This window comes from Janthinobacterium sp. 61, from assembly GCF_002846335.1.
Taxonomy (GTDB): domain Bacteria; phylum Pseudomonadota; class Gammaproteobacteria; order Burkholderiales; family Burkholderiaceae_D; genus Janthinobacterium.
Genome location: NZ_PJMQ01000001.1, coordinates 2,624,678 through 2,637,320, shown reverse-complemented (window position 1 = coordinate 2,637,320; position 12,643 = coordinate 2,624,678). Strand labels below are relative to the sequence as shown.

12 protein-coding genes are annotated in these 12,643 nt (G+C 59.5%); all 12 read left to right on the top strand.

The features are described from left to right. Positions 1-4: 4 nt before the first annotated feature. The 12 genes from nuoG to ispD all read left to right on the top strand — a co-directional run bounded on the left by nuoG (position 5) and on the right by ispD (position 12,633). Positions 5-2,338: an NADH-quinone oxidoreductase subunit NuoG gene (nuoG, locus tag CLU92_RS12060; RefSeq protein WP_101482091.1), complete on the top strand. Its 2,334-nt coding sequence runs from the start codon at positions 5-7 to the stop codon at positions 2,336-2,338. Next, positions 2,338-3,420 (top strand): NADH-quinone oxidoreductase subunit NuoH, encoded by a 1,083-nt coding sequence (nuoH, locus tag CLU92_RS12055; protein ID WP_101482090.1) that lies wholly within the window; start codon positions 2,338-2,340, stop codon positions 3,418-3,420. Before nuoG ends, nuoH begins: the two co-directional genes overlap by 1 nt. A gap of 14 nt (positions 3,421-3,434) precedes the next feature. Next, on the top strand, positions 3,435-3,923 hold the full coding sequence (gene nuoI / locus CLU92_RS12050; protein WP_010399726.1) for an NADH-quinone oxidoreductase subunit NuoI: 489 nt from the start codon (positions 3,435-3,437) through the stop codon (positions 3,921-3,923). 65 nt (positions 3,924-3,988) lie between these two features. Continuing rightward, positions 3,989-4,621 (top strand): NADH-quinone oxidoreductase subunit J, encoded by a 633-nt coding sequence (locus tag CLU92_RS12045; RefSeq protein ID WP_034779507.1) that lies wholly within the window; start codon positions 3,989-3,991, stop codon positions 4,619-4,621. Then, positions 4,618-4,926 (top strand): NADH-quinone oxidoreductase subunit NuoK, encoded by a 309-nt coding sequence (gene nuoK / locus CLU92_RS12040; protein WP_010399724.1) that lies wholly within the window; start codon positions 4,618-4,620, stop codon positions 4,924-4,926. Before CLU92_RS12045 ends, nuoK begins: the two co-directional genes overlap by 4 nt. A gap of 46 nt (positions 4,927-4,972) precedes the next feature. Next, positions 4,973-7,072 carry an NADH-quinone oxidoreductase subunit L gene (gene nuoL / locus CLU92_RS12035; RefSeq protein ID WP_101482089.1) on the top strand — a complete coding sequence of 700 codons (2,100 nt, stop codon included), beginning with the start codon at positions 4,973-4,975 and terminating at the stop codon, positions 7,070-7,072. A gap of 29 nt (positions 7,073-7,101) precedes the next feature. Then, positions 7,102-8,601 carry an NADH-quinone oxidoreductase subunit M gene (locus tag CLU92_RS12030; protein WP_101482088.1) on the top strand — a complete coding sequence of 500 codons (1,500 nt, stop codon included), beginning with the start codon at positions 7,102-7,104 and terminating at the stop codon, positions 8,599-8,601. A 16-nt stretch (positions 8,602-8,617) separates the two neighbouring features. After that, positions 8,618-10,120 (top strand): NADH-quinone oxidoreductase subunit NuoN, encoded by a 1,503-nt coding sequence (gene nuoN, locus CLU92_RS12025; RefSeq protein ID WP_096236656.1) that lies wholly within the window; start codon positions 8,618-8,620, stop codon positions 10,118-10,120. Positions 10,121-10,123: 3 nt separating this feature from the next. Beyond that, on the top strand, positions 10,124-10,453 hold the full coding sequence (locus CLU92_RS12020) for a DUF2818 family protein (RefSeq protein WP_101482087.1): 330 nt from the start codon (positions 10,124-10,126) through the stop codon (positions 10,451-10,453). 192 nt (positions 10,454-10,645) lie between these two features. Beyond that, on the top strand, positions 10,646-11,203 hold the full coding sequence (locus tag CLU92_RS12015; protein WP_101484641.1) for an NUDIX domain-containing protein: 558 nt from the start codon (positions 10,646-10,648) through the stop codon (positions 11,201-11,203). Positions 11,204-11,211: 8 nt separating this feature from the next. Further along, positions 11,212-11,907 (top strand): hypothetical protein, encoded by a 696-nt coding sequence (locus CLU92_RS12010; RefSeq protein ID WP_180338503.1) that lies wholly within the window; start codon positions 11,212-11,214, stop codon positions 11,905-11,907. Between the two features lie 12 nt (positions 11,908-11,919). Continuing rightward, positions 11,920-12,633, top strand: a complete 714-nt coding sequence (gene ispD, locus CLU92_RS12005; RefSeq protein ID WP_101482085.1) for a 2-C-methyl-D-erythritol 4-phosphate cytidylyltransferase — start codon at positions 11,920-11,922, stop codon at positions 12,631-12,633. Positions 12,634-12,643 lie beyond the last annotated feature (10 nt).

Here is a 12,643-nt window from a genome sequence, read left to right as displayed (position 1 = left end):
CACCATGGTTGAAATCGAAATAGACGGCAAAAAAGTCGAAGTCCCTGCTGGTAGCATGGTGATGGACGCCGCCAACAAATTGGGAACCTACATTCCGCACTTCTGCTATCACAAGAAATTGTCGATCGCAGCGAACTGCCGCATGTGCCTGGTCGAAGTGGAAAAGGCGCCCAAGCCTTTGCCCGCTTGTGCGACCCCGGTCAGTGCCGGCATGATCGTGCGCTCCGCCAGCGATAAAGCTGTGCAGGCGCAAAAGTCGGTCATGGAATTCTTGCTGATTAACCACCCGCTTGATTGCCCTATCTGCGATCAGGGCGGCGAATGCCAGTTGCAAGACTTGGCAGTGGGCTACGGCAAGAGCGAATCGCGCTACAAGGAAGACAAGCGCGTGGTGCAGCCGAAGGAAGCCGGTCCGCTGGTTTCCATGCAGGAAATGTCGCGCTGCATCCAGTGCACCCGTTGCGTACGCTTTGGCCAGGAAGTGGCCGGCGTGATGGAGCTGGGCATGATCGGCCGCGGCGAACACTCGGAAATCGTGTCGTTTGTTGGCCAGACGGTCGACTCCGAACTGTCGGGCAACATGATCGACCTGTGCCCCGTCGGCGCACTGACCTCGAAGCCATTCCGTTACAGCGCCCGTACGTGGGAACTGTCGCGCCGCAAATCGGTCAGCCCGCATGACGGTCTGGGTACCAACTTGATCGTGCAAGTGAAAGCTGGCAAGGTCAAGCGCGTATTGCCACTGGAAAACGAAGCTGTCAACGAGTGCTGGATCTCGGACAAGGATCGTTTCTCGTACGAAGCGCTGGACAGCGCTGAACGCCTGACTTCCCCGATGCTGAAACAAGGCAACGAGTGGAAAGAAGTCGATTGGCAAACGGCGCTGGAATACGTGGCGCACGGTTTGAAAAATATCAAGCATGAGCATGGCGCTGACGCCATCGCCGCGCTGGCCACCCCGCATTCGACCGTCGAAGAGCTGGTCCTGCTGCAAAAAGTCGTCCACGGCCTCGGTTCCGAGAACGTTGACTTCCGCCTGCGCCAGACCGACTTCGCGCTCGATGCCGGCGTCAAGCCATGGCTGGGCATGCCGATCAATGAATTTGGCCAGATCAAGCGCGCCTTCGTCATCGGCTCGTTCCTGCGCAAGGATCACCCATTGCTGGCTACGCGTCTGCGCGCGTCCGTCAAGGGCGGCGCCAAGCTGTCCATCCTGCACGCCTCGGACGATGATCAACTGATCACCATCGCCAACAAGATGATCGTGGCGCCTAGCGATTGGCTGGCGGCCCTGTCGGAAGTGGTCGCTGCTGTTGCTAAAGCGAAAGAAATCGCCGCGCCAAACGGTTTTGAAGCGGTGACCGCTTCGGACGTGGCTGTCGCCATCGCCGCCAGCCTGATGGCTGGCGATCATGGCGCCGTGCTGCTGGGTAACGCGGCAACGCAACACCCGCAAGCGTCGCAACTGCATGCTGCCGCGCAATGGATCGCCGAACAGACGGGCGCCAAGCTCGGTTACCTGACGGAAGCGGCCAACACGGTTGGCGCGCACCTGGTCGCCAAGCCGCGCACCAATGTGCAAGCTGCCTTTGCCGTGCCGAAGAAAGCTTACGTGCTGCTGCACGCCGAGCCGGAACTCGATGCTGCCAATCCACAAACGGCCCGCGCCGCCCTGGATGGCGCCGACATGGTCGTGGCGATGTCGGCCTTCAAGCACGGCATGGATTACGCCGATGTCTTGCTGCCGATCGCGCCGTTCGCTGAAACCTCGGGTACCTTCGTGAACTGCGAAGGCCGCGCGCAAAGCTTCAACGGCACCGTGAAACCGCTGGCGGAAACCCGTCCAGCCTGGAAAGTGCTGCGCGTGCTGGGCAACATCCTGGGCCTGGCCGGTTTCGACTACGACACCTCCGAAGCGATCCGCGACGAAGCGTTTGGCGCTGGCGTGACCGATCTGTCGGCACAGCTGAACAATATCGCCAAGAACGCACCGGAAGCGGCAAGCTACGCACCGGCCTCGCCGGCGCTGCAACGCATCGCCGACGTGCCGATCTACTTCGCCGACGCGCTGGTACGCCGCTCCGAACCTTTGCAACGCACGGTCGATGGCGCCGCGCCGCAAGCGCACCTGTCCCTGGCGCTGGCTGACAAGCTGGGCATCAAGGCAGGCGACAAGGTCAAAGTGGCGCAAGGCTCCGGCAGCGCCATTCTGGTGGCGGCTATTCATGCCGGCCTGCCAGCCAATGTGGTCAAAGTGTCGGCGGCGCATGCCTCGACGGCTAGCCTGGGCGGCATGTTCGGTGACATCACAGTTGAAACAGCAGAGGGGAAAATCTGATGGCTCTGCCTGAATTTGTAAACGTCATCAACAGCGGTGGCCAGGATTTGCTGGGCGGCTCCTGGCCGTTCTTCTGGACCCTGATCAAGATCCTGTGCGTGCTGTTGCCGCTGATGGGCCTGGTTGCCTACCTGACCTTGTGGGAACGCAAGCTGATCGGCTGGATTCAGATCCGTGTCGGTCCGAACCGCGTGGGCCCATTGGGCTTGCTGCAGCCTATCGCCGATGCGCTGAAACTCTTGTTCAAAGAGATCATCATCCCGTCCAAGGCCGCCAAGGGCTTGTTCGTGATCGGTCCGATCATGACCATCATGCCGGCCCTGGCTGCCTGGTCGGTCGTGCCGTTCGGTCCGCAAGCCGTGCTGGCCAACGTCAACGCGGGCTTGCTGATGCTGCTGGCGATTACCTCGATGGAAGTCTACGGCATCATCATCGCCGGCTGGGCGTCGAACTCGAAGTACTCGTTCATGGGCGCCATGCGCGCTTCGGCACAGATGATTTCGTATGAAATCCCGATGGGCTTCGTGATGGTCATCGTGCTGATGGTATCGGGCAGCCTGAATTTCATCGACATCGTTAGCGGCCAGCAAATCGGCTTCTTCGCTGACAAGGGCGTGAACTTCCTGTCGTGGAACTGGTTGCCGCTGCTGCCGATGTTCGTCATTTACCTGGTGTCGGGCCTGGCTGAAGCCAACCGTCACCCATTCGACGTCGTCGAAGGCGAGTCGGAAATCGTTGCCGGCCACATGGTCGAGTACTCGGGCATGGCCTACGCCATGTTCATGCTGGCTGAATACGCCAACATGATACTGATCGGCGCCCTGGCTTCGATCATGTTCCTCGGTGGCTGGTCCGCACCATTTGCTTTCCTTGAGTTCTGGGGTGGTTTCGGCGGCTTCTTCTGGCTGTTCGCCAAGACCTTCTTCATCGTGTCGGTGTTCATCTGGGTGCGCGGTACTTTCCCACGCTACCGTTATGACCAGATCATGCGCCTCGGCTGGAAAGTGTTTATCCCGTTGACGCTGGTCTACCTGGTCTTCGTCGCTGCCTGGATGCAGACATCCTGGAATATTTGGAAGTAAGAGAGTGCATACGAATGGATAAGGTAAAAGATTTCTTCAGCAGCCTCTTGTTAGGCGAGCTGATCAAGGGCATGGCGCTGACAGGCAAGTACATGTTTTCGCGCAAGATCACGGTGCAATTCCCGGAAGAGAAGACACCGATCTCGCCGCGTTTCCGTGGCTTGCACGCGCTGCGCCGCTACCCGAACGGCGAGGAACGTTGCATCGCCTGCAAACTGTGCGAAGCAGTTTGCCCGGCGATGGCCATCACGATCGAATCGGAACAGCGTGACGACGGTTCGCGCCGCACCACGCGTTACGATATTGACTTGACCAAGTGCATCTTCTGCGGTTTCTGCGAAGAGTCCTGCCCGGTCGATTCGATCGTCGAGACGCAAATCCTGGAATACCACGGCGAGAAACGCGGGGATTTGTATTACACGAAAGAGATGTTGCTGGCCGTGGGTGATCGTTATGAAAATGACATCGCCGCTGCGCGCGCCGCCGACGCACCTTATCGCTGATGGATGCGCCGTAGCCTCTGGCTACGGCGCGCCCCTCGTTCATCTGTACGTCTATTGGGTTTTTTATGGACTTTAAAACAATTTTGTTTTACGCCTTTGCGCTGATCTTGATTCTGGCAGCGACGCGCGTTATCACGGCCCGTAATCCGGTCCACGCAGTACTGTTCCTGGTACTGTCCTTCTTTTCCGCAGCGGGCATCTGGATGCTGCTGCAAGCTGAATTTCTGGCCATCGTGCTGGTATTGGTGTATGTCGGCGCCGTGATGGTGCTGTTCCTCTTCGTGGTCATGATGCTCGATATCAATATCGACCGCATGCGCGAAGGTTTCTGGGGCTACCTGCCGCTGTCCGTGACGGTGGGCGTGATCATCGTGCTGGAAATGGCCGCTGTCCTGTGGCACGGTTTCCGCAACTTTGCGCCTAGCATCGCTCCGGTGAACGTCAATCTGGGCGGCACCAAGGAACTGGGCCTGCTGATCTACACGAAATATGTGTTCGCCTTCGAGATCGCTGCCGTCGTGCTGCTGGTGGCCATCGTTGCCGCGGTTGCACTGACCCTGCGCAAACGCAAGGACACCAAGCATTTTGCTCCGGGCGATGCGGTACGCGTCAAGCGCAACGACCGCCTGAAGATCATCAAGATGGACGCGGTCGTCGAGCGTCCTGCGGCTGAGCCGGAAGTTAAGGAGGCACCATGACATTATCGCTCACACATTTTCTGGTCCTGGGCGCGATCCTGTTCGCAATCTCGATCGTCGGTATTTTCCTGAATCGCAAGAACATCATCGTATTGCTGATGGCAATCGAATTGATGCTGCTGGCGGTGAATATGAATTTCATCGCGTTCTCCCATTTCATGGGCGACGCGGCCGGTCAGATCTTCGTTTTCTTCATCCTGACGGTTGCCGCCGCTGAGTCGGCTATCGGTCTGGCTATTCTGGTGGTGATGTTCCGTAATCTGGATACCATCAACGTCGAAGACCTGGACAGCCTTAAAGGCTGATGTTTTTCAGACTCGATCTCTCGAATAATAACGATTAAGGTTCATCATGGCGGGGCAACTCCTCAACCCTAACCTCCTTCTTGCCGTACCGCTGGCGCCGCTGGCCGGTGCCGCGATTGCAGGTTTGCTTGGCACCCAGTTCCTGGGTAATTTGGTCGGACGCAAGACGTCGCATACCGCGACGATCCTTGGCGTACTGATTGCGTTCATCCTGTCCGTGCAGACATTGCTGGCAGTGATGGATGGCGCGACATTCAATGGCACGATCTATAACTGGATGACGATCGGCACCCTGAAGATGGAAGTGGGCTTCCAGATCGATTCGCTGTCGGCGATGATGATGTGCGTGGTCACCTTCGTCTCCCTGATGGTGCACATCTACACGATCGGCTACATGAAGGACGACGAAGGCTACAACCGCTTCTTCGCCTACATCTCGCTGTTCACGTTCTCGATGCTGATGCTGGTCATGGCCAACAACTTCCTGCAACTGTTCTTCGGTTGGGAAGCCGTGGGCCTGGTCTCTTACCTGCTGATCGGCTTCTGGTACCAGCGTCCGACGGCCATCGTGGCCAACATGAAGGCTTTCCTGGTCAACCGCGTGGGCGACTTCGGCTTCATCCTGGGCATCGGCCTGCTGCTGGCTTACGCCGGCACCATGAACTACCAGGAAGTGTTCGCCAAGAAAGACGAATTGGCGCTGTTGAGCTTGCCTGGTACCGACTGGGCGCTGCTGACCGTTGCCTGCATCTGCCTGTTCATCGGCGCGATGGGCAAATCGGCGCAGTTCCCGCTGCACGTATGGCTGCCTGACTCGATGGAAGGTCCTACCCCGATCTCGGCACTGATTCACGCCGCGACGATGGTGACGGCCGGTATCTTCATGGTCTCGCGCATGTCGCCGCTGTTCGAACTATCCGACACGGCACTGTCCTTCATCCTGGTGATTGGCTCCATCACGGCGCTGTTCATGGGTTTCCTGGGCATCATCCAGAACGACATCAAGCGCGTCGTCGCTTACTCGACCCTGTCGCAACTGGGCTACATGACTGTCGCGCTGGGCTCGTCCGCGTACTCCGTGGCCGTGTTCCACCTGATGACGCACGCATTCTTCAAGGCACTGCTGTTCCTGGGCGCCGGTTCCGTCATCATCGGCATGCACCATGACCAGGACATCCGCAACATGGGCGGCCTGCGCAAGTACATGCCGATCACCTGGATCACGTCGCTGGTCGGTTCGCTGGCCCTGATCGGCACGCCGCTGTTCTCCGGTTTCTACTCGAAAGACAGCATCATCGAAGCCGTCGAAGCAACGCACATCTGGGGTGCTGGCTTTGCCCAGTTCGCCGTACTGGCTGGCGTCTTCGTTACCGCGTTCTACTCGTTCCGCATGTATTTCCTCGTCTTCCACGGCAAGGAACGTTTCGGCCAGGCGCATGCGCACGGCCATGACGACCATCACGCACCGAAAGCGGCCCATGGCGCGCACGGCGATGCACATGATGACCATCACGAAGAGGAAGAGGATGACCACGGCCACCACGGTCTGGAACCTGGCCAGAAGCCGCATGAATCCCCATTCGTCGTATGGTTCCCGCTGGTGATGCTGGCGATCCCGTCGCTGCTGATCGGTTACCTGACTATCGGCCCGATGCTGCATGGCGATTTCTTCAAGGGCGTGATTTTTGTTGGCGAAAACCATCCAGCAATGGAAGAGTTGTCGCATGAATTCCACGGCGCGATGGCGATGGCGATCCACGGCCTGTCGACGGCTCCGTTCTGGCTGGCATTGTCCGGCGTGGTGGCAGCCTACTACTGCTACATGGTCAACCCGCGTGTACCGGCCTGGTTCTTTGCCAAGTTCCACGCGATCCACACCCTGCTGGACAACAAGTACTACATGGACAAGTTCAATGAAGTCGTGTTCGCCGGCGGTGCCCGCTTGCTGGGTAATGGCCTGTGGAACTTCGGTGACAAGAAGCTGATCGACGGTTTCGTCGTCAATGGCAGCGCCAAGGTTGTCGCCTGGCTGTCCTCGCTGTCGCGAGTGTTGCAGACCGGCTACATCTATCACTATGCATTCGTGATGATCCTGGGCGTGCTGGGCTTCCTGATCTATTTCCTGCCATTCTGGCCCGCTAAGTAAGCTGACCTGATAAAAGAATACTGAGAACCATGATGCAGTCTACGATTTCTACACTACCTCCTTACCTGAGTCTGTCGATCTGGGTGCCGATCATTTGCGGCGTCCTGGTCCTGGCTCTCGGCCGTGACAGCAAAGCGGGCTTTACCCGCTGGCTGTCGCTGGCTGGCGCGGTGCTCAGCATGCTGTGCACCTTGCCGCTGATCCAGCATTTCGACAACGCCGCACACGGCATGCAATTCGTCGAAAAAGCACCGTGGATAGCCACCTTCAATATCTGGTACTCGCTGGGTATCGACGGCCTGTCGCTGTGGTTCATTCCACTGACGGCCTTCATCACGGTCATCGTCGTCATTTCGGCCTGGCAAGTGATCGAGAAGCGCATCGCCCAGTACATGGGTGCCTTTTTGATCCTGTCGGGCCTGATGATCGGCGTGTTCTGCGCGCTGGACGGCTTGCTGTTCTACTTCTTCTTTGAAGCAACCCTGATCCCGATGTTCATCATCATCGGTATCTGGGGTGGTTCGAACCGCGTGTACGCGTCGTTCAAGTTCTTCCTGTACACCTTCTTCGGTTCGCTGCTGACCCTGGTTGCCATCATCTACCTGCGCAATGTGACGGGTAGCTTCGACATCCTGGCCTGGCATGCATTCAAGCTGACGATGAACGAACAGATCTTCATCTTCCTGGCCTTCCTGATGGCCTTCGCGGTGAAAGTGCCGATGTTCCCCGTTCACACGTGGTTGCCGGACGTCCACGTGGAAGCGCCTACCGGTGGTTCCGCCGTGCTGGCCGCCATCATGCTGAAACTGGGCGCCTACGGCTTCCTGCGTTTCTCGCTGCCGATCACGCCGGACGCCAGCCACTACCTGTCGGGCTTCATGATCGCCTTGTCGCTGATCGCCGTCATCTATATCGGTCTGGTTGCCCTGGTGCAAACCGACATGAAAAAACTGGTCGCCTATTCGTCGATCGCGCACATGGGTTTTGTCACCCTGGGCTTCTTCATGTTCAACGACATCTCGGTGCAGGGCGGTATCGTGCAGATGGTCTCGCACGGCTTCATCTCCGGCGCGATGTTCCTGTGCATCGGCGTGCTGTATGACCGCATGCATACCCGCAACATCGCCGACTACGGCGGCGTCGTAAACCGCATGCCGAAATTTGCCGCCTTCTTCGTGCTGTTCTCGATGGCCAACTGCGGCTTGCCAGCGACTTCCGGCTTCGTCGGCGAGTTCATGGTGATCCTGGGCGCGGTGAAATACAACTTCTGGATTGGTCTGCTGGCTGCAACGGCACTGATCTGGGGCGCGGCGTACTCGCTGTGGATGGCCAAGCGCGTGGTGTTCGGCAAGATCAAGAACAAGCATGTGGCCGAATTGACCGACATTAACAAGCGTGAATTCTTCATGCTTGCTGTGCTGGCCATCGCCGTGCTCGTGATGGGTCTGTACCCAGCCCCGTTCACCGACACGATGCAAACTTCGGTTGCCGACCTGTTGCAGCATGTCGCCATCAGCAAGTTGCCTTAAATAGAAGACCGATAACATGACTAATGCACCTAATCTGGTACCGCTGTACGCGGAAATCTTTCTGCTGATCGCCACGTCGGCGCTCTTGCTGATCGATATGTTCTTGCCTGCGGCGAAGCGATCGATCACCTATGCGCTGTCGCTGCTGACTTTGGCAGGCTGCGCCTTGCTGACCGTGGGCGACTTCAACGCGGGCACCACCGTCTACACGTTCCACAACATGTTCGTGTCGGACCCGATGTCGCAGCTGTTGAAACTGTTCTCGTACGGCGCCGTGGCGCTGACCCTGATCTACTCGCGTGCCTATGCCACCGACCGCAGCATGCTGTCGGGTAACCTGGGCGGCGAGTTCTACGTGCTGGCCCTGTTTGCACTGCTGGGCCAGATGATCATGATCTCGGCCAACAACTTCCTGATCATCTACCTGGGTCTGGAACTGATGTCGCTGTCGCTGTACGCGCTGATCGCCTTGCGCCGTGATAATGCCAAGGCCACGGAAGCGGCCATGAAATACTTCATCCTGGGCGCGCTGGCTTCCGGTTTCATGTTGTACGGTATCTCCATGCTGTACGGTGCCTCCGGCACGCTGGACCTGGGTGAACTGCGCGTGGCGCTGGAAAACGGCAAGACCAACGGCACCATCATGGTCTTCGGCCTGGTCTTCCTGGTAGCCGGCCTGGCCTTCAAACTGGGCGTCGTGCCATTCCACATGTGGGTGCCTGACGTGTATCAAGGTTCGCCGACAGCCGTGACCCTGCTGCTGGGCGGCGCGCCGAAACTGGCCGCGTTCGCCATCACCCTGCGTTTGCTGGGCGAGGGCTTGCTGCCGATGGCGCATGACTGGCAGCAAATGCTGCTGGTACTGGCCGTGATGTCGCTGGCAATCGGTAACTTCACCGCTATCGCGCAAACCAATTTGAAGCGCATGCTGGCGTATTCGACCATCGCGCAAATGGGCTTCGTTCTCCTGGGTCTGCTGTCCGGCACCGTCGATGCGCCGAACAACACCCTGAACGCGGCTGGCGCGGCCACCGCCTACGGCGCCTCGATGTACTACGTCATCACCTACGTGTTCACCACCCTGGGTACCTTTGGCGTGATCATGTTGCTGGCACGTAATGGTTTCGAAGCAGAAGAACTGGCCGACTTCAAGGGCCTGGGCAAACGCAGCCCGATTTTCGCGCTGGTGATGACCCTGTTCATGTTCTCGCTGGCCGGCGTGCCGCCGCTGATGGGCTTCATGGCCAAGTACTCGGTGCTGGCCTCCGTGCTGGCTACCGGCCAGCTGTGGCTGACCATCGCTGCCGTGCTGTTCTCGCTGATCGGCGCCTTCTACTACCTGCGCGTCGTGAAAATGATGTGGTTCGATGAGCCGACGGACACCAACGCGCTGGTCGTGCATGGCGACATGCGCGTCGTGCTGGCCCTGAACGGCGTGTTCGTCCTGGCCCTCGGTGTGATGCCTAACAGCATCCTGGCTGCCTGCGCGACAGCCATCACCAAGACCCTGGCGTCCTGACCGATGGATGTCACCGCCTCGAGCTGGCTGGTGATCGCCCTGGGCATCCTGGGCGCCAACCTGCCATTCTTGAACGAGAAACTGTTTGCCGCCGTGCCCCTGAAAAAGGCGGCGCAGGCAGAGGACGGCAAAGGCTGGCGCAAGCCGCTGGCGCTGCGCCTGCTGGAGATGGTGATTCTGTACTTCATCGTCGGCGCCGTGGCGTTCGCGCTCGAAGCGCGCATCGGCAACGGCTTCCCGCAGACGTGGGAGTTTTACGCCATCACCGGATGCCTGTTCCTGGTGCTGGCCTTTCCCGGCTTCGTAACACGCTATCTGCGCAAACGTCGCTAGAACGCTGACCAAACCTGCTGCGCGTCGCGCTTTGCGGCCTGCGATGCTCACTGTGCTACAGCACAGTTCCGCTTCTCAGCCACAAATCACTGCCGCTCGCTACGGTTTTGTCAGTGTTCCTCCCCTCCGAAAGCGGCGCCTCTGGCGCCGTTTTTTTTTATTGAGCATAATCAAGGTATGGATACAGAACGCATGGATATGAATTTAACTGAAACCAAGGTGGACGGCGAGCTCGTCTACCAAGGGGGCTTCTTGCGCGTGCAGCGCGACCGTGTCGCCCTGCCTGACGGCAAGATCACGGCGCGTGAATTCGTCCTGCATCCTGGCGCCGTCGTCATCCTGCCGCTGCTCGACGATGGCACGGTGCTGATGGAACGCCAGTACCGCTATCCGCTGGACCGGGTCTTCATTGAATTCCCGGCTGGCAAGATCGATGCGGGAGAATCGCACCTGGCTTGCGCCCAGCGCGAATTGCTGGAGGAAACGGGCTACACGGCCAGCGACTGGCAATTCGTCTCCACCATCCATAACGCCATCGCCTATTCCGACGAGCACCTGGAACTGTTTCTGGCGCGCGGCCTGGTGGCCGGCGAACGCCAGCTCGACGAGGGCGAATTTCTGGAAACGTTTACCGCCACGGTGCCGCAGCTGCTCGACTGGGTCAAGGATGGCACGATCACGGATGTGAAAACCGTCATCGGTATCTTCTGGCTAGACAAAATTACCAGCGGCGCCTGGCAAGCGGCTTGATCCTGCGCATGCGTACGGCTCTTTTCCTGCTGCTTGCCTGTGTCACCGTGGGTGCACAGGCGCAGCCGCGCACGCCGTTCCAGGTGCGCTGCGAAGACACGATCAGCAAGACGGTGTCCGTGCTGACGGCGCAGCAGAACGGCTACAGCATCGATACGCACCTGCCGTACAAGGCCCTGACGGTGATGAAGGGGACGGCGCGCGCGAATACCTGGGTGCTGGGATTGACCAGGACGGATTCGCGTGTGGCCATCGCCCTGGCCGGCCCCATGCTGCAGGATCCGGCCAGCGGCTATGAATGCGTGGCGCCGCAGATTACCGTGACCCTCACGTATGCGCCCGTGGTGATCTATATCGGCCGCGAGTTTGCTCCCGGAACTTGCGCGTATGATGAAATACTCACGCACGAGCTGCGGCACATGAAAACCTATATGGAACACTTGCCGCGCGTGGAAAAGACTGTGCGCGCCGCCCTGGCCAAGCGCTTCGAGGCGCGGCCCCTGTATGCGCCCAGCGGCACGGCGAAGGCGGCGCTGGCGCGCGAGATCGACACGGGCTGGTTGCCATACGTCAAGGCCGAAATGCGCAAGGTGGAAACCTTGCAGGCGGCCATCGATTCGCCGCAGGAATATGCACGCCTGGGCAAGGCGTGCAAAGGCGAGATCCAGAATATCCTGTCGGGCAAGGCAGCGCCCGCCAACTAGACAAGGAATGGCATGACAGCAGCACCGAACACGGTCCGCCACTTTGCGCTGATCCCCGCCGCCGGCGTGGGCGCGCGCATGGAAGCGGGCAGCCCCAAACAATATTTACCCATCGCGGGCAAGCCCATGCTGCGCCACGCGCTTGACGCCTTTCTCGCCAGTCCCCTGATCGCGCACACGTACATCGTCGTCAGCGCAGACGATGGGCAGATCGATGGGCTTGTGCCAGATCAAGGCGCCGGGTACGGCGTTACCGTGTTGCGCTGCGGTGGCGCCACGCGCATGGAAACGATCTTGAATGCCTTGCAGGCCTTGCACGGCAGCATCGATGCCCTCGACCAGGTGCTGGTGCACGACGCGGCGCGACCGGGCCTGACGCCAGCGCTGATCGGCAAGCTCATCACTGAAGTGGGTGACCATCCGGCCGGTGGCTTGCTGGCCTTGCCCGTGGTCGACACCGTCAAGCGGGCAGGGCCGGGCAGCCTGTCGGCGCAGACGGTGCCGCGTGATCACCTGTGGCTGGCGCAGACGCCGCAAATGTTTTCCTATGCCTTGCTGCACCGGGCCCTGTCGCAGGCGCCCGACCCGCACGCCATCACGGACGACGCCAGCGCCGTCGAAGCCCTGGGCCTGGCGCCCAGGCTGGTCGAAGGCCATCCGCGCAATCTGAAGGTCACTTTACCGCGCGACATACACACGGCCGAGCTGTACCTGGCACATCCTTGAATTCCAGAGA